Below are 19,149 nucleotides of genomic sequence, written 5' to 3' on the forward strand. Positions count from 1 at the left end.
CATTAGTAGGCAAACACATTTCAAATTGATTTGTGTTTGTTTATTTTTCACTAAAACAACTTTATAAAATCATTCTTATTATAATTCTAATCCTAGTTAAGGTTGTGAATTTCAACTTAATTCAGATAAAACGGCAGTGGTGGCATTGTAGTATTTTATAATAATATTTTGAAAATCCCTCCATAAACTCAACGTTTGTTTAGTATCGTATCATGCCCCCCAATCTACATTTTTTAATTACAATTTAAAAAATGATCGAGTCCCCCTTGCTTTAAACGTTAACTCTACAGAACAGAACATCACTATTTTATTATTAAAGTAAATTACCCGAACAATAAACCGAAAACGGCCTATCATTCGAGTAAATTTCATTTTAATGATTTTTAACTAATAGGGATTACTCTGGTGTATTTGGAATAGTTGGATCTAATGTGAAAGTTGGTTCGTATCCTTTGTAACGAACTTCTGCTACCATCCCACCGCTCGCATGATGAAATTCATGACAGTGGAACATCCAATTCCCAGGGTTATTAGCCTCGAAGACGATTTCGTATGTTTCACCAGGTTTAACGTTTAACGTATCCTTTAGAATCGGAGATCCTTGAATTGGGTTTCCATCTTTCGAAATTACGTTGAAAAACTCTCCGTGCAAATGCATTGGGTGATCGACCTCTGTATCGTTTACAATGGTAAACTTAACAATGTCACCTTCTTCTACTTCATAAATTTCATGGTCAGGAAATTGTTTGTCATTAATCGTGAAGGTCTCACCTCCATCTTCCGTTCCAAGAAGCATATCATACTCTTTTGTAATAACTCCAAGATTCTGTTCCATCGCCTGTCCATAAGTAGTTAAATCAAAAAATGAATAGTTTGAATCATTCTCTTGTAATTCCTCATCTTCATAACCATCATAAATAACAGGAATTACAGTATTAAGAGTTTTCTCATTTTCTTCAGCAAATACTTGTATTCCCCACGCTCCAGGGTTTTTCATTTCTACCTCAACTTCATAGCGTTCTGCAGGTGCAATTCGAAAAGCTGTATCATTTAAAAGTTCTGGTCCATTTACAGGTTGGCCATCATAGTGTGTAATTTTAAAAGAATGACCCGGTATAGATACTACTTGTGTGAATAGCCCTGCATTCACAAAACGAAGTTTGACTTTATTTCCTTCTTCTACTTCAATTGCTTCAATTGCAGGTGAAGCCTTACCATTTATAAGTGGTGTGTCATACATTTCATTCATCATATCTGCATGACTTAATTCACTTGCAACACCGTCCATATCACCGTGATCCATATCATTCATTTCACTCATGTCCATGTCACCGTGGTCCATTTCACTCATTTCACCCATGTCCATGTCACCATGATCCATTTCACTCATATCAGTTCCCATTGAAGACCATTCATCAATTACAATTACTTCATCTACATCATATGACTTATCAGCTGACGACTCAACAATAAAGACCCCATAAAGACCTTTCCCAACTTGCTTTGAACCATCTTGGTGCGAGTGATACCAATATGTTCCTGGTACATCGGCCTGATATTCATAAGTGAACTGTTCGCCAGGCAGTATTGCATTTTGTGTTACACCAGGAACACCATCCATCTCATTCGGAACCGGAAATCCGTGTAGATGAAGAGCAGTAGGTTCGTCTAAAGAATTGGTCACATTTAAAATTACAGTATCTCCTTCTTGAACTCTAATTTCTTGACCAGGTAAACTTCCATTATAAGTCCATGCATCATCCATGATTTCATCATTGAACATCCAGTGAGTTTCTGTAACATTTATGTCAAAAACTCTCTTTCCATCTTCTGTTGTCGCTTCCTGTGTTTGTTCTTCCTGCTGAGATTCACCATGTCCCATCGCAGAATGGTCAACAGCATCATTTGAGCAACCGGCTATAACTAAAGACAATGCCAGCGCTATACCAGCTAATCCGTATGGCTTTTTCAATGTTTATTTCCCCTTTTCCAAAAAAAATTTAATTACATTCTCAAAAATAAGTCTAATAAAAAAGTATATAGAATTTATGAAGAAATAAAATTAAACTGCATCTTCATAAAAACGTCACACTTATTTTTCTCTGAAAAAATAAACAAAAAGCTAAATTACGCCAATCAATTTTCCTTTTTTAGAAGGATACAATTATCCTTTATTAAAAGATATATGTGAAATACATCACCTTTACACAGACCCAAAGCTCTTGTTAATTCTGTAGGAATACGAATAGAGCCTCTTTCACTCACTATCATTTTATTATCAAGAGAATGATCGGAGTTTTTTTTAATAATTAGATCTTTTAAGCCATCTGCTAATCCTACTGCAACCTCTTCTCCAGGTAAGATATTTAATTTCCTCCTAATTGAACTGGGAATGGTAATGTGCTGCTTATCCTTAAGACTACACATCAAATTACTATCAGTTAATTCTTTAACTTTTTCTTTAAAATTACTACTTATTAACATTAATCTCACCTCATTTCAATGACTATTAATAGAATAGGATTGAAATTTAAAGAAAGTGTGAAGAAGTTGCAAAAATTTTATTGGTACATTTTGTGAACTAATTTTTGCTTAAATAGTTTTTAACCAATTGACGATTCATAAGAAAACACATTACCCTTTGTACGGATAATGTGTTTTCTTTAAAACATAAATCACTTACTTAAACCTTCAATAATTACATTAATGTTTGACTCCATCATTTTTAAATAAGTATCCCCATCTGTTCCTGCTTTTCCAAGAGAATCTGTATAAACAGTGCCTACAATAGGTACACCCGTTTCTTGTGATACAGTTTCCATGGTACGGCGATCTACACTTGTTTCAATAAAAAGAGATGTTATCCCTTTATCTCGCACTAGATCTATTACATCACGCATTTGTTGAGGAGAGCCTTGATTTTCAGAATTAATTTCCCAAATATACCCTGTTTCTATGTCATAGGCGGCACCAAAATATTTAAATGCCCCTTCACTTGTAATTAAAAATCGCTTATTCTCATCGATAGTCGCAATGCTTTCAATCGCTTTCTCATGCAGTTCGGATAGCTCTTGTATATATTGAGTAGCATTTTCTACATAAATACTCTCATTCTCGGGGTCTTCTTTAATTAATGCATCGCGTATATTTTCAGTATACGTAATTCCGTTACGCAAATCGAGCCAAGCATGTGGATCAGCTTCCTCTTCTAAGCCTTTGGATTCTAAAAGAATCGGTACTACTCCTTCACTCACTAGATAAACGGGTGCATCCTCATCTCCTTTTCCGGCAACTTCAATTAACTTCCTAAACCATCCGTTTCCTTCTTCTAAGTTTAACCCATTATAAAAGACAACATCTGCATCAGTTGTTTTCTTAACATCCTCTGGAAGTGGGTCATATTCGTGTGGATCTGCACCGATGGGGGTTAAATTATAAATTTCTACTATATCTCCTCCGACATTTTTTGTAATATCATAAATAATAGAATAAGTCGTGACAACCTCCAATTTTTGATTCGTACTTTCTTCTTGACCAGTCGGTTTACTACCACATGCCCCAAGTAAAAACAGTGTAAGAATTGTAGTAATAAATAATAAATTTCTCATATTTCCTCTCCCTTTTACGAATATTATTTTAGACATTTGATTGTGTTACCAGCGCTCTATTTTTTCGAGCACGTAAAGAACGCCATAACAACCCTTGTTTAGGTGATAAGAAAAATGCCATGGCAAAAAATGTACTTGCTACAACGACAATCGTTGGTCCAGAAGCTAAATTATACGAAAAGCTAAAATAAAGACCAATTATTGAAGCAACAACGCCAAAACCAGCTGCTAGAAAAACCATAATCCCCAAGTGATTCGTCAAGAGGTAGGCAGTTGCTGCAGGTGTTATTAACATCGCTACAACTAATACAATCCCGACTGTTTGCAATGAAGCAACTGTAGCCATTGTTAAAAGGGCCATTAACAGATAATGTATGATTTTATTAGGTAAGCCATAAGCTGCTGACATAGTAGGATCAAAGGTCGTAACAAGTAACTCTTTAAAAAATAGATAGACAGATAGTAATACTATGACTGTAACAATTAAGGTCATCCACATTTCAGAGGTAGGGACAGCCAGAACATTCCCAAATAAGATATGGTATAAATCGGTGCTACTTTGCAAGAAAGTAATAACGATAATTCCCACTGCAAAAGCAGCAGTAAACATGATGCCAATCGATGTATCATCTTTAATCCGACTATTTTGACTAATATAGCCAATGGCAATCGCTGTAAGTAAACCAGTCACTACAGCACCATAAAAAATATTGATTCCTAGCATATAAGAGATCGCAACCCCTGGAAGAACAGCATGCGAAATGGCATCCCCCATTAAGGACATCCCTCTTAAAATGATAAAACAACCTATAACTCCACAAACAATCCCTACTAGAACTGATGTAAGTAATGCTCTTTGTAAAAACTCATATTGTAAAATAGACTCATAGAAAGCAATTATACTCATGATATTGTCATCCCCATTTCCTCTAAAAAGGATAATTGTCCATGGTAAGCTTTCGAAATTATCTCTGGTCGACATACCTCGTGTACAGATCCATATTTGATTAGTTCTTTATTTAGTAACAACAACTCATCAAAATACGCACCTGCTTTACTTAAATCATGATGGACAATGAAAACGGTTTTTCCTTCATCTCGCTGTTCACGCAAAATGTTAATAATGGTTTCCTCACTTGTCACATCGATCCCGACAAATGGTTCATCAAGAAAAAACAATTCTGGATTTTGAGCTAACGCCCTAGCAACGAATACTCGTTGCTGTTGCCCACCCGATAACTCTCCAATTTGACGCTGACTATACTCTTTCATCCCAACTTTTTTTAAACATTCATAGGCCCATTCTCTTTCTCTTTTCTTTGGTCGTTTAAACAAGCCAAGTTTCGGATATGTTCCGATCAAGACTGTATCAATCACTGTAATAGGGAAGTCCCAGTCAATAGTGCTACGTTGAGGGACATAGGCAATTTTCTCCCGCATTTCCTGAATCGATTTACCTGCGATGTTTATTTCACCCTTATCTTTTGGGATCAAATGCAACAGTGATTTTAATAAAGTTGACTTTCCCGCCCCATTTGGACCGATGATTCCAACAATTTCCCCTTTTTTTGTGGAGAATGATATATTTCTTAACACTTCTTTTCCGTGATAGGAAACATGTAAATTCTGAATTAATAATATGTCGTCCAACGTTTTTCACTCCTTTTAGTTGTTTGATGATTTGCATATAACTTACAAACTTTCACTAAGGCAACTTTTTGCCAAAAATAAAAGGTTCTACAAGAACACCTCTAATAAATTAATTTATGTATTTGCATTAACGAAATAAACTTGTGCTTGTAAATTTATTTTTCCCTAGTGCAACTTTAATACCATTATATTCACTCTATTTCTAATTTACAACCTAAATATTCTGTTTATGATTGTCTATTTTAAAATAAGTCTGCAAAAAAAAGAGTCGAATCGTAGTTACTATGCGATCTGACTCTTTTTTTGCACACTTATTCTCTTTCTACTAGAATAAACCTTGAAAATTTGATCTTTTGCTACCTGTTATAACTCCTCTTTTCCGCCGGCTAGACAAGTACACTATTGAATCGTAGAAAATATTCCAGTTCAAGTAAGAAGTATGATTGGTTCCAAAATGCATAAAGTCAGCCTCAGTTTCCACTTGCAAAACTATTTATATTCTATCTATAGCATCTTTTAAAGGGTGTTTATTTATTTCTTCAGTTGTATTACTAACTCTAGTAGTTGTTTTTGATGGGCAGATTTTTTGATAATCTATATTTATAGTTGCACGTTCCCCCCATGAATGGAATACAAAAGGCCCTCCTTTGACAATAGGAACCTCTATGATAAAGGGTTCTATATAATCACCATGAGTAACCAGATCCGGTATATCAGCTTTCCCTAAACTAAGTTGTTCCAGTATATAATTAAAGTAGTTAATAGCTAAATAATAAACTAAACGTTTTAGGAGTTTAATAAATTCTTGAACATTATCTAGGTCGGTAATTTCAAACATACTATTAAGGTCATCAGTTAATAAATACAGAAATTCTCTATCTACATGATTAGCATAGTCAAGTCGCCTTTTGTATAAGCGATCTGAATATGATTGTGAATTATCTACATCATAGATCTGATCAAAACCTTGGATTGCGTATCGCCATTGGAGATATGCTTTAGCAATAGGGCAACAATTTCTCGAATGTAAATTTTTTTTCATACGGATTAGGCAATGTTTATGCTTTGAATAAATCTCTTTTCTTAATTTTCTAGCCGTACAGTTTATTATTGTCTTGGTCTCTTGAAAAATAATTTCGTTATATTTGATTCCGAATCCATAATATTTTAATGAAGATTGATTAGTTTTGATAGGGAAATTAAGTGCATTTAATTTCTTAACTGTAGTATGGTTCTCCCTTAGATCCTTTGTATGGATAAAATTGTTCTTAATGTTATTGGAAGTTTTCAATAAATTTCTAATCATTGTATAACTATTATCATCGGTTTCTTTTTTATCTACAAAAAACAAGGATGAGGTTATAATTTTTTTCTCATCAGGTGGAAGTAACATCCACTCTTTTAATTCAGTAAATTTTATTTTATGGAAAGTTGGTTGATACCACTTCGGGCGATACGGATTGATGAAATTACTAAAGGTATTCCCGCAGTTACACTGAAAGGAATTAAGCTTGTTCCTAAAGTTAGTTCGATATTGTTGGTTATTTTCCGAATTGCCGCAGCAAATTGAAGATGAGTTAACTAAGGGGATTTGGTGAAAGGGACATATATTATTAAGTAATTTAAACTGGTGCAATAAGCTATGAAACCCTTGCGTAATACATTGAGGACAAAAATAAAGTTGAGGATAAAAATATTTTAATAGATTATTTTTTCCATCATAAATTGGATCAGTCAGAAGATTAATCATTGATTGGTTATGCTCAAATAAAGAAAAGCTAAATATTTGTTTGAAATTCATATCATCTATGCCTTCTAAGGTGAAAAGATCAATAAACCTGGCATTCATATTTGACTTTACTGGTCTTACGTATTCTGTACCTATTAAACCTAAAAAGTCTCTAGTTGTAAGTGCATTAGCATATTTAATTTTTTCAATTATTGTCCATGGTGAATCAAAAGGACATACCCACTTACTATTCCAAGTGACTTCCCCTATAAAACGTCTCAATATTGTGCCCTCCAAACTTATTATTAAATAATGTCAGGGTTATTCTTCTACTAGTATTGACAAGAAATTCTATTAATATAAGAAAATATACATAAACAGTTGGATTTTCACTAAAACCTTTATAAGGGAATTTCCTGAGATACAGATAAAATAAAAAATTCGCCAGAACAATAAACTCTGACGATTTCATGCAGATCATTTCATGTCAACTTCTTTATTGTAAAAGTTTCTAGGGATACTAAGTTCGGAATGTCTTAACTCCTTTTCTGAAAATCTTTTTTTACTCTGTGATGCAAAAGGACATAAAAGAGTTGAATATTTAATTGTTTTGTCCCACCAATGAAATTCAATCGGTTCTTCTGTGTCTTTTGATGGGAATATGACTGTGAAAAAAGCCAGATCTTTATAGATGTACTGTCTAAAATTAGCCTCTTCTCTTGCTTCACTATATTTTGTTGAGATACGTAACCAATTCATATAATGGTTTGACAATAAAACACTAATAATTTTATTGATAATCCAATTCAAACCCACAAGCTCTTTATCTCGAACATAGTCATAATAATCGATCCATTCATCAACAAATGATTTAATGAAGTCTCGATCTAAACCAGAAGCAACATCCAGATCATAAGGATATTTTCTATTTGCATGACCATACCTATCAACTTCATAAAAATGATCAATTTCATCAATTGATTTTCTCCAAAATACATATGCATAAGCGTGAGGACAAATTGGTGGGAATGACTTGTTCTCTTCTTTTAATAAACGAACTAATCGCTTAACACATGTTCTATGCTCTGGATAGATTGTATTCCTAATGTGACGAGCGAACGCTTTAACTGTTTTTTGTGAGTTATTATAAATATAGTCGTAGTGTTGTTGGTATTTAGGGTTATTGTTTAAAAGTGTCCAGGAATCCACGACATCATTAATTTGGCTGTTCTTTAATAAATAATTTGCATTCTGTAGTTCGTTTTCGTTTATGCCAATTTTTAGCGAATTAATATAGTTCGAGGTTTCTATTTTATGATAAGTATATTCATATTCCTTAGAGATTTTAAAATCACTATCGACCACTGAAATCAATTTTTCTAATACCTCTGAATCATCTTCCAAGTCAATTCCAGAAAAGAACCTACATTTATTTAATCTGTTGATTTGACTCTGATCAAGATTCAACCAAGCATTCAATGCTTGAGATTGAATATCACCTATTGGTTTTTTCCATGAAAAAGTTGGATTTGGTGTAGTTTCGGATGTTAACCAACCGTTCCCACACTTACAAAGGAATGGTCCATCAGTATATTGATCAGAGAGCAAATACGGTATTGGATTACGACAATAAGGACAACCTTGAATTAATGGCAGCTTATGAAACGGACAAAAATGAATTAATTTGGATTGGAAAAATAAACTGTGGTAGCCAGTCTTTAAACAATCAATACAAAAAAATAAGTCATCTCTAAAATAGTAACTAGAACTTTTATTAAAGTTATAGAAGCATTGAAATAACTTTTGCAATAAATAATTATTATGTTGGTGCAATGAAAATCCTAAGAATCGTTCAACTATATCTTCATCTAAACCATTTAAATGTATTAATTGTCGGTGTGTTTTTCCGAAACTCTTTAAATTTCTAACTTTCTCTACTCCAAATAATCGCAATATATCATTTGCATCAATAAAGTTGGTGAATTTTAGTTTTTCAAATATCCCCCATGGTGATTCATAAGAGTTAAACCAATCATTGTTCCAGTTTAACGTAGCATTTCTTTTATTTTTAGGAACTTCATGTTGTAAATTCAAATGGAGTTATTCCTTTCAATATTGTAACGAAAAACAATTTAACTTTTAACCAAAAATAACGTTGGTTTCCGCTTCTATATAACCTGAGTTTTCAACTGCTTCTTCAAAATGCTCATCACTTAATCCTTCTAAATTTTCTCCTTCAACACCAAATTCTCTTAACAGGTATTCTATTGTTAAAGTAATATATTGCATTGGAATTTCTATTTTGGATCTTATTCCTGCAGCTTTTCTTAATTGTATAAAAGCTTCAAAGATTGAGTCGGTAAAATTTTTCAAACGAAATCCATTTAAATAAGCAGTAGGAAAATAATATCTAGTCATAGTCCATGTTGTATCTTGTGGATATGAATATTTGTCGTAACCTTCTAGTATTTCTTCTAGATCACCTTTGGTTTTCACTCCGCTAAATTGATGTTGATGTACCATAAAACGTCCAATGATTTGTTGTTTCCCTTCGGCTCCAAATGAAGATCTGCGATTTACTAATTCATCTTGCCCTACTAAAAAGACGGTCAAGCTGATTCCTACTCTATCTAAATCATTATAAATATCCATTAGCCAGCCATATTGCATGTCAACCAATCTTTGAGCATCATCTATAAAGAAGACGATTCTCCTCTTACCTGATTGATTTGCTCGTTCAATTAAAAACCAGAGTAGACGTTGGCGCTTTTTATCTGCCTTGCCTGAAAAGGGAACCGCGTGGCCAATGTCTAGTAAAATATCTTGAAAGAAGATATTTTCGTTAGCATTTTTATATTCTCTAGACAAAAGAAAGTAAATTGGTATATTATCAAATTCTTCAGGTAGGATACGCATTAAATATTCTAATGCACGGGTTTTGCCTAATCGTGGTCTTCCATGGATGATAACACCCGTTGACCGATTAGTAAGACATTGAACAACTTTTTTATATAAATGATCAATTTCATTTGTTCCAATTAGATAACGGCCTGTTTCTATTGGGTGAGTCCCTTTTGGAAATAATGGTCTTGTTTCTGGTAATGCTTCACTTTTAACTATAGGATGCATCTTTTCACCTACTTTCTAAAATTAATAAAATATAGTTTTTCTGATTTTTTTTATCTCTGATCCTTTTGACCTTTTTTTCTTTTCTCTGAGTTGTTTCTTCTGATTGAACTCATCATTTGTCTCAATAACATCATTTTCTTTTAATTCATTAGAATTTGAATAGAAAGTTGTCTCACGAATACTTTTTTCTAGAGCAGCTAATTTATTTCTAGTATTTTTATTTGATTTTGCATTTTCTAATAAAAAGTTATGATATATTTGGACAGCATCATCCTGGTTTGTAAAATGCATTAGTTTTCTATGGCGCATTTTAAAAATCTCTTGCCTTACAAGCAAAGTATGTGGAGTTATTCCCCATTTCCCTGACGCTTTTAAAAGTCCTAATTCTGAACCATCAGGATAAAATGCTTTTATTACACGAAGATCATCTGTATTAACTACTAAATCTAACTTCATCCCAATTAAACCATAAGAATTTGATAAAATTGGGTTGGTGTATCGGACATTTTCATATTGTATATATGGCCGACGTTTATCTTTGACATTGCCATTGATTGTTCGCTGCGCATGAAGAGTCATAAAAGCTGCCTCGCTTCTTTTTTCTATAGATATTTGATCAATAATCATAGGGTTTTGTTCAACCTTTTCTTTCATTATTTCAAGAGGAGAAAGGAAACTAATCCCTTCATGTGGCGTTCCATTATATTGAGCTATTAAGACCTCAGTAAGTTCCTCTATGTGCTCAGGTGAAATTCGATACTTAATCGCTTGTTTGGCCGCATCTTTCCGACGAGAATCGTTAGGGTTGCTACCTGTTGTATTGGGCAATAGATGAAAACCATTTTCTTCCAGAATTCCATAGAACCGTTCTTGAATGCTTCTTCTCAAAGGTGATTCAACTGGTCCAGCATTTATTGCACATCCCACAACGTTTTTCAATCTGTCTTGCACTATTGTTGAAAGATTAGATCGAGCATTATCATAAAACATTTCTCCCCACACTGCCCATTGAGTTTCTGGAATAACCGCTGATGGAAATCCTCCATCTTTAGGATATTCAAGTCCAGAAATCGTAAAAGTTTTAGGTTGCCACGGAACAATCGCATTTCGAATACACCTTAAAACATCTGAAGAATTGTATTCTTTATTAAAACTAATATGATAACCAAGAATATTTCTTGTAGCCACATCCATAACAGTTAAGAGCCAGATTCTATTAATTTCTTTGACTACTTCTACTTCTTCAGGTGTATTTATTACAATAGCAAGGCTTAAATCTAGTTTGTGGCCATCAAATTGAACACGTTCAAACGGTCTATTTATTAAAGATATTTGATTTGTTGATTCATAAATTGGAACTGATCTAAAATTCAATTCCTTAACATATCTGTAAAGGCTTCTTCTTCCTTGTTCAGAAGTATTAAAAGGATAATGAGGTGGCGCGATACCTAATTCACGACACTTTATTATAAATTTCTTATGGATATGTTTTGTTCTGGTATTAAGCTCAGATGCTGCCTTATTTTTTTGTTTAAAAACATGTCGATCTATTAATTCTCGTAGGTCAGGATATGTTTCCAATAACAGTTGAAATGCACCATTGTTATTATCTTGTTTTGATTTAGGTAATGATTGTCGGTTGTAGGAATCAATACGCTTGTGGGGAATTAACGCTCTAAATCCCCACAGAACCCCTTGTTGATCAAACTTCAAACACTTTTTTAAAAAAATACTTATTTGTGATCTATTAATTCCAGTTTCCTTATGAATTTGTGTATGTGTCTTGCTTTTAAAATACATGAGGATTGCTTTTTTTCTTTTTAAAAAAGTGGATTGATCTTCATCTGATAAACTTTCAATCCGAACGTCTGGCCATTTAGTAAGATCCAGTAGTTCTTTATCAACATTTTCGTTTTCAATTATCCTTCGTTTGGTCATTCAACCACACCTCTGTTTCAAGTGATATTTTTTTTTCGTACATATTCGAAGATATGTCTCCTTTATAAATAAGCCAAAATAAAGCTTCTTTTGTACGAGGTAAAGAGATACTTGCATTCATGTTTTCAATTATTTGTTTTATTGATGTTCTCTTACTTGTCACTTCATGAAGAAGTTTCCTTAAATCTATATCTATTGGTTGCTTTCTATTACATAAAGTCGTAATGATCTGCTTTCTATTAGAAAGAGCAATAGGGTTTTGTCTAATATCTAATTCAGAAATACATATATATTCAAATCCATTTTTTTCGCAATAGAGTTTTTCAAGTGCTCTTAATGGGGAATCTTGTTTACTAGAATATAGAATCTTAACTAAAGTCTTTTTCCCGTCTCTCTTTTTTAGGTACATATCAAATTGTGTTTTTTTCCTTTTACCTTCTAGAACCCCATCTATAATTATGGGCCTTTCGCAAAATTCTGAAATATCTGGATCTGTTTCTACTTGTAGCCAATACTCATACTGTAGATCCCCAAAAAAATCAACTTCCCTCATTAATTTGAGACTGTACCCTACCCAATAATTACTATAAAATTGATCACTTCTTTTTATAGGAATGGGCTTAAACAAATTTTCACCTCTTTTAATTAATCGTAGTTATAATATAGACCTACTAATATGTTTTCCAATTTGCTAGAAAAAAATACTAGTTGAAGTATAAAACTATGAAAACTGTAAATAAATTGATAGTGTGAGGAATATTGAATCAATAATGTTAATTTTAAAAATGTCACTTATTATATACATTAGAAGCCGATGTATAATATCGGTAATGAGGATATTCTACAATGGTTTAGTTACTTTGCACACTGCTTTCAATAAAATGGAAACAATTACATCAATTTTATGAGGAGAAGTAATTATGGAGCACATTGGGGAAAGAATAAAAAAAACAAGACACGCAGCAAAACTAAAGCAAAAGGAATTTGCGCAAACGATTCGTATGTCCCAGGGGTCGTTAAGTGATTTAGAAATTGGAAGAAATAAACCCTCAATTGAAACTTTAGTTGGTATTAGTGAACTATATAATGTAACAATTGACTGGTTAATTAAGGGAACAGGTAATAAAAAAAAATGCTTACCAAATGATTCTAAAATTCCATTACAAATAATAATAAGCCGGTTATTGCAGTCACTTTATACTGAGCAAGAAAAATTAAGTAAAGAATTTAACATACCAATGACTTACTTACAGAAATTATTTAATCATGAGATGAATAACCGATTTCTTGGTACTTTAACAGTAAATGAAACAGAATTATTAAATATTTATAGAGATCTTCCTGTTAAAGATCAGAATGAACTTAGAGAATTTGCTAAAATAAAGAAGAATTACTTTTAAAGTGATTTACGCGGAAAAGGAGTGAGCAAGTTGGATCAAGCTATCAGTATAGATGAATTTCAAAAAAAGTTAAAACGTTATGAGGGACACTCACCTATTTTTTATAGGGGCCAATTAAAAAGATTTCCAGATATAAGCTCTAGTATTTCCAGAGATATTGGATATATGTCTAATGAACATAACATATATCAAGAAGCTATTCACCTTAAAAGTGATGAGTTTAAAAAGTATTCAACACCACTTGAGCACTTAGCTAAAATGCAACATTATGAAATTCCTACAAGATTAATTGATGTTACGATAAACCCCTTATATGCATTGTTTTTTGCTGTTGAGGATGTTGAAGATGAAAGCCCTGGCCTTGTTTACATCTTTATTCAACAACCCAAGGAATTGAATAGTAAAGAAATTCAACTTCTAAGTCTACTTGCAACTATAGAAGACTTACAGATTGGTCATATCCAACACCTATATGAGCAAACTTTTCATGAACAAATTGAACACCATGAAATCTTACAAATTGTTAACGGTTCTTATTTTGTGCCTTATACTGCAAAATTACAAGAAGCCAATACCCGTTTATTTAATCAACAAGGAACGTTCGTGATTTGTGGTAATTTAGTATCAGAAGGAGAGATTCAAAAGGATTTATTAACTCTCAATTCTATAAAACCATCCCTTATAATCTCAGTTCCTTATGAGTATAAAGAAACAATTAAGAAAGAATTAGATGCTGCACACAATATTAATAAAGCTACTGTTTATCCGGAACTACCTTCAGTTGCTAAATATTTAAAAGAAAAATATAAAGAAATTAATTTATCATTGGATGGTACCTACAGTATTACGGAGGAACAGGATATTTCTTATCCTGGAGTACGACGGGTTTCAATTAAAATAACATTAACTAAGCTACTAAAAATAAATGAAATCCATAGTGCTGTCAGGTACTTAATTAATGAATATAAAGGCAAATTGATGTGGTGTCAGTTTTCGTAGCAAAAACTGGCGAAGATTATATTTTATATAATTGGATTTTAAGATATATGTGGTGTAATCCTTTAAATGACAACATTCAAATGCAACCTTTAAAGCAAAGAGATAAAGACGGATACAGTTGGGATGAAAGTAACACCTACAGTGTAATGGCTGATTATAATGATAAATATGTATTTGAAAATGATAAGCATCTATTTGTTTATAAGAAAAAACTATATGATGAAGTGCAACCTATTCATAAGGAATTAGTTTTTTATTTTAATGATCATGAATTCCAAGAGCTTTTCGACATTATTAATATATACATATCTAAAATCAATGAAATATATTTTTTAAACGATAGTTTGGTGTCTCTAGAAATATTGAATTTAAAGCATATTTAAGCAATTTTACTGACTATTTTATAGCCTTAGACAATATTTACTTTTGGGCTAATAAGGAAAACCTTAATGAAAGGCAAAAAGCCTACCATATTAGTAGGTGTTTTGAAGATGCTCATAATAGTAGTGAGGAAATAGTAGACTATATTTCATACTGGCAAGTTAAATTAGCTATTTCAGAGAATGATTACAATTCTATTGACCCTTATACCGTTCCAGAAAGAGCAACTTATAAATTCGAACCAACCATCCCAATAAATCCAGATGGAATTGAAGTGGATTTTAATGTTGAAGTTGAATTAATTGAAGATAGGGCTTTACATATCTTCGGAACAACAAACCTATTTAATCACGCATCTTTGCTAATAAATGTACGAAAACAATCCGGACAACTTTGCGGTTCCAATAAAGCAAGCGTAATGGCTGGACATTTTGATTTTGGTATTTTTAACTTCAAAGGAAATGGTTATGTAGCTGGACTCTATTTTATAGAAATGTCATTATCATTGCCAAGCATTCAACCGAAGCTGTTTCAAAACAAAGCTGGAATTGAGTATGAAAACCTAAAAGGTCCATATGTTGACAGGACCGTTCCTATGGTAAAGTACAGAAAAGAAATTTCCGTTGAGTAATTTATTTTGATCTAATGTATGTTAACACTTTTAACTAGTGCCCAGAAACTCTCTAATATTCTGGGCGTACACTCATCAAAATTTATGATACAGTAGCCTAAATGCAGAAGATAATAAGTTTATTCAGATGATTTGCATCCACACCTTTGACACTTCCATACATCATCGTCTATTTCCTTATGGAGTTCCAGACAGTCACAATTCCAACAGTCAATTTCTTTATAATCAGCCATACCAACTCACCTCCACACATTTAATTAATTGAATATGGAAAAATTAGTAAACCGCTTCTTGGAACAATCAACAACTCACCTAGACTTTTATTTTCAAAATTCGCTCTACAATTACAAAGTTTAGCAAAAACCTTCATTTTAAATAGAAATTATGGACAAAATTATATTTAAATTTAAAAAGCGTCCTAATTAAGATTAATTCCAATTTCCGTTAGCCCCAACCTCCAAAGGAATGTAATTAAATTATACAATAGGAAATTAACTCTAGTTATCATTCCACAATATTCCACATTTGTAGACCAACGTTAAAAAGATAAGTGTTTGTATTATTAGAATATCAAACATTAAGCTTTCCACGTAATTTACTTTTATATTTGTATATAAGTTTGTGTCATTTTCATTTTATGTATATAACTTTGGTTCATAAAAAAAATGAAGCAAAGTTATATACATAAACTAAAAATGCCTTTCTCATAAGTATTTCAAATAATAATAATGTATATTCTTTTGATTCAACGTACACCGGCTTTTTTTAATTTATCACGGATGTTTTTAATATGGGTATCAATATTTCGAAAATCACGATCATCTGCATCATCCCATACAAGGTAAAAGAGTTGTTCCCTTGTATAAACACGTCCAGGGTTGGAAAGAAGAGTACTAAAAAGCTGATACTCTTTTTTAGTCAGTGGAATCCCTTTCTGCTTATATAAAACCATTTGTTGCGATTGATCTATGGTAATTCCGAACATCCCCTTCCTTTTTTCTACCTGTTGTAAGGGCTCTACACGTCGAAGTACAGAATTAACTCTGGCCACTAGTTCTTTCGGTTCAAACGGCTTCGTAATATAATCAGATGCCCCAAGGTTTAACCCCTCTACCACCTGATTCGTTTCACCAATAGCTGATATAATAATAGTAGGAACAAATAGTTCTCTCTCTGTTAGTTCCTTCAATACTTGAAAGCCATTCATTTCTGACATCATGATATCAAGTAACATTAAATCAAAATGTTGCTCTTTTATTAATTCAAGTGCTTCTTTTCCAGAACCCGCGGTTGTTAACTCAAATTCGCTCGAACCAATACATATACAGAGCAATGATTGCATTTGTTTTTCATCTTCAACTATAAGTATTTTTTTCACTGATCTCACCTCATACTTAACCTTTTTCTTCTTACTTCTAAATTTTACATTAACAATCGAATGTTAGATTATCTTAAAAGTATGTAATATGAACTTTCTCAGCGCCAAGTTCAAGAAATTTTCGAACTAGATGAGTCTCGAAGCATACTCATCTTTTTATCGAACAAAATTCCACTACTAAAGTTGCTGAAATTGACGCCGACATTTTATACTTACACAATCATGAAGCAGCTACTCATGAAGATGTTGCTAATAATGAGGATTATAACAAGTTTATTGAAATGTAATATTCAAAATTTACAAAAGGACCGAGTAATGAAGAACAAAACAAACACGACTCACTTACGGCAGTCATGTTTGTTTATATTTTTATGAAATTACTCAGGTTTATTCGGGATGTTAGGATCTATTGAAAAATCCGGTTCAAAACCTTTATAACGAACTTCTGCCATCATTCCTGCATTAGCATGATGAAATTCATGACAATGGAACATCCAAATCCCTGGATTTTTTGCTTCAAAGACAATTCCATATGTTTCCCCTGGCCTGACATTCAAAGTATCTTTTAAGATCGGTGATCCTGAGATTGGTATACCGTCCTTAGAAATAACATTGAAAAATTCGCCATGTAGGTGCATGGGGTGGTCAACATCCGTGTCATTTACAATTGTAAATTTCACCACGTCTCCTTCTTCAACTTCATAGCTTTCATGGTCTGGAAACAACTTATCATTAATTGTAAACGTCTCGCCACCATCATTCGTTCCAAGAATCATATCAAACTCTTTTGTGATTTCAGGTAGATTGACATCGATTGCTTCTCCGTAGTCAGTAAAGTCAAAAAATGAAGAAATTGTTTCCGACGTTTGAAGGTCATAGTCTTCATAATCATTATAAATAATAGGTATTAAAGACTGTAAATTCTCTCGGTTCTCTTCAGCGAAAACCTGTATTCCCCATGCCCCTGGATTGTCTAGATCTATTACAACATCATAGCGTTCTGCAGGCGCTATGCGAAATGCTGTATCATTTAACCATTCAGGTTCATTTACAGACTGACCATCATAATTTGTGATTTTATAAGAATGCCCTGGTATCGAAACAACTTGAGTAAAGAGCCCTGTATTTAGAAACCGCAGCTTCATTTTAGTTCCTTCTTCAACTTGAATTGACTCGATTTGTGGAGTTGCTTTTCCATTAATAATCATAGTATCAAACATTTCATTCATCATTTCAGCATGACTTACCTCATTATTGTCACTACTCATACCGCCATGATCGATTTCTTCTTCGCCCATATTCCCGTGGTTCATATCGTCGTGGTTCATGCTTCCATGATCCATATTACCGTGATCCATGTCTTCCATTCCCATAGAGGACCACTCGTCAATTACGACCACTTCATCCAGATCATATGATTCCCCATCTTTAGGCTCAACAATAAAAACACCGTAAAGACCCTTGCCAACTTGTCTAGCACCATCTTGATGGGAATGATACCAATATGTCCCCGACACATCAGCCTGATACTCATAAGTAAATGTTTCTCCAGGCATGATTGCATTTTGTGTTACACCAGGAACACCATCCATCTCATTTGGAACAGGAAATCCGTGTAAATGAAGAGCGGTGGGTTCATCTAATGAATTAGTCACATTTACTAATACACTATCGCCTTCTTGCACTCTAATTTCTTGACCAGGTAAACTACCATTATATGTCCATGCATCATCCATGATCTCATCATTGAACATCCAATGGGTTTCTGTAACATTTAGGTCAAAAACTCTTTTTCCGTCTTCTGAAGTCATTTCCTGTATTTGTTCCTGCTGTGGCTCACCATGTCCCATCGGTGAATGGTCAACTCTATCATTTGAACAGCCAGCTATAACTATTGACAGTGCCACCACTATACCAGCAAAACGGTATGTTTTTTTCAAAGTTAATTTCCCCTTTTCCAAAAATTGTGTTTGATTAGCTTTCAAATATAAGTCTAAAAAAAAATATATAGAATTTATGAAGAAATGAACGTACATATCATTTTCATAAAAACGTCATACTTTCCCTCTGGAAATACTAAGCAAGAATCTGCAAGACGTCTATAAATTTTCCCTTTTTGAAACGATACAACCACTAAGCTACAGTAGTGATAAAGGAGTATGTAAACAGCTTACTCATATAGCTACTGCACAGTATAAAGTCAAATACGTAAAGACGATCACTATAAATGTAACCGACATTACAAGTAAAAATAAAAATGCACACAATACCTTGTGTGCATCAGCCTGTCGACAAAGTCGACAGGC

At 33.0% G+C, this 19,149-nt stretch carries 16 protein-coding genes; 4 read left to right on the forward strand and 12 right to left on the reverse strand.

The features are described 5' to 3' along the window. Nucleotides 1-397: 397 nt before the first annotated feature. The 10 genes from JCM9152_RS19555 to JCM9152_RS19600 all read right to left on the reverse strand — a co-directional run bounded on the left by JCM9152_RS19555 (nt 398) and on the right by JCM9152_RS19600 (nt 12,682). Complete coding sequence (locus JCM9152_RS19555; protein ID WP_012961013.1) at nt 398-1,972, reverse strand: multicopper oxidase family protein; 1,575 nt, start codon at nt 1,970-1,972, stop codon at nt 398-400. Between the two features lie 164 nt (nt 1,973-2,136). After that, entirely contained in the window at nt 2,137-2,484 is a 348-nt protein-coding gene (locus JCM9152_RS19560) for an AbrB/MazE/SpoVT family DNA-binding domain-containing protein (RefSeq protein WP_003322885.1), read from the reverse strand. Nucleotides 2,485-2,675: 191 nt separating this feature from the next. Beyond that, the gene (locus JCM9152_RS19565) at nt 2,676-3,608 is read right to left on the reverse strand and encodes a metal ABC transporter substrate-binding protein (protein ID WP_034633144.1); all 933 of its coding nucleotides are present in this window, start codon (nt 3,606-3,608) and stop codon (nt 2,676-2,678) included. Between the two features lie 28 nt (nt 3,609-3,636). Then, entirely contained in the window at nt 3,637-4,515 is an 879-nt protein-coding gene (locus tag JCM9152_RS19570; protein WP_034633145.1) for a metal ABC transporter permease, read from the reverse strand. Further along, nucleotides 4,512-5,258 (reverse strand): metal ABC transporter ATP-binding protein, encoded by a 747-nt coding sequence (locus tag JCM9152_RS19575; protein WP_012961017.1) that lies wholly within the window; start codon nt 5,256-5,258, stop codon nt 4,512-4,514. Before JCM9152_RS19575 ends, JCM9152_RS19570 begins: the two co-directional genes overlap by 4 nt. 493 nt (nt 5,259-5,751) lie before the next feature. After that, a complete protein-coding gene (locus tag JCM9152_RS23540) occupies nt 5,752-7,269 on the reverse strand; it encodes a hypothetical protein (protein ID WP_034633152.1) in 1,518 nt (505 codons plus the stop codon). 195 nt (nt 7,270-7,464) lie between these two features. Beyond that, entirely contained in the window at nt 7,465-9,081 is a 1,617-nt protein-coding gene (locus JCM9152_RS19585) for a hypothetical protein (RefSeq protein WP_034633155.1), read from the reverse strand. A 45-nt stretch (nt 9,082-9,126) separates the two neighbouring features. Further along, the gene (locus JCM9152_RS19590; protein WP_034633157.1) at nt 9,127-10,116 is read right to left on the reverse strand and encodes an ATP-binding protein; all 990 of its coding nucleotides are present in this window, start codon (nt 10,114-10,116) and stop codon (nt 9,127-9,129) included. A 21-nt stretch (nt 10,117-10,137) separates the two neighbouring features. Beyond that, on the reverse strand, nt 10,138-12,054 hold the full coding sequence (locus JCM9152_RS19595; protein ID WP_034751631.1) for a TnsB C-terminal domain-containing protein: 1,917 nt from the start codon (nt 12,052-12,054) through the stop codon (nt 10,138-10,140). Next, a complete protein-coding gene (locus JCM9152_RS19600) occupies nt 12,032-12,682 on the reverse strand; it encodes a PDDEXK family nuclease (RefSeq protein WP_003322895.1) in 651 nt (216 codons plus the stop codon). The genes JCM9152_RS19595 and JCM9152_RS19600 overlap by 23 nt, the downstream gene beginning before the upstream one ends. Nucleotides 12,683-12,974: 292 nt before the next feature. Here JCM9152_RS19600 and JCM9152_RS21615 point away from each other — a divergent pair, with 292 nt between their 5' ends. The 4 genes from JCM9152_RS21615 to JCM9152_RS19615 all read left to right on the forward strand — a co-directional run bounded on the left by JCM9152_RS21615 (nt 12,975) and on the right by JCM9152_RS19615 (nt 15,465). Continuing rightward, nucleotides 12,975-13,454 carry a helix-turn-helix domain-containing protein gene (locus JCM9152_RS21615; protein WP_052002497.1) on the forward strand — a complete coding sequence of 160 codons (480 nt, stop codon included), beginning with the start codon at nt 12,975-12,977 and terminating at the stop codon, nt 13,452-13,454. Between the two features lie 30 nt (nt 13,455-13,484). Continuing rightward, nucleotides 13,485-14,453 (forward strand): FRG domain-containing protein, encoded by a 969-nt coding sequence (locus JCM9152_RS19610; RefSeq protein WP_052002496.1) that lies wholly within the window; start codon nt 13,485-13,487, stop codon nt 14,451-14,453. Next, nucleotides 14,438-14,836: a hypothetical protein gene (locus JCM9152_RS21620; protein ID WP_148296556.1), complete on the forward strand. Its 399-nt coding sequence runs from the start codon at nt 14,438-14,440 to the stop codon at nt 14,834-14,836. Before JCM9152_RS19610 ends, JCM9152_RS21620 begins: the two co-directional genes overlap by 16 nt. Before the next feature lie 272 nt (nt 14,837-15,108). Next, nucleotides 15,109-15,465 (forward strand): hypothetical protein, encoded by a 357-nt coding sequence (locus JCM9152_RS19615; RefSeq protein ID WP_035347226.1) that lies wholly within the window; start codon nt 15,109-15,111, stop codon nt 15,463-15,465. Nucleotides 15,466-16,210: 745 nt separating this feature from the next. Here JCM9152_RS19615 and JCM9152_RS19620 read toward each other — a convergent pair. Next, nucleotides 16,211-16,843, reverse strand: a complete 633-nt coding sequence (locus tag JCM9152_RS19620) for a response regulator transcription factor (protein ID WP_052016214.1) — start codon at nt 16,841-16,843, stop codon at nt 16,211-16,213. Between the two features lie 377 nt (nt 16,844-17,220). Next, complete coding sequence (locus JCM9152_RS19625) at nt 17,221-18,783, reverse strand: multicopper oxidase family protein (RefSeq protein WP_035347228.1); 1,563 nt, start codon at nt 18,781-18,783, stop codon at nt 17,221-17,223. Nucleotides 18,784-19,149: the final 366 nt, after the last annotated feature.

It is taken from the genome of Halalkalibacter hemicellulosilyticusJCM 9152, from assembly GCF_000513115.1.
GTDB lineage: Bacteria > Bacillota > Bacilli > Bacillales > Bacillaceae_D > Halalkalibacter > Halalkalibacter hemicellulosilyticus.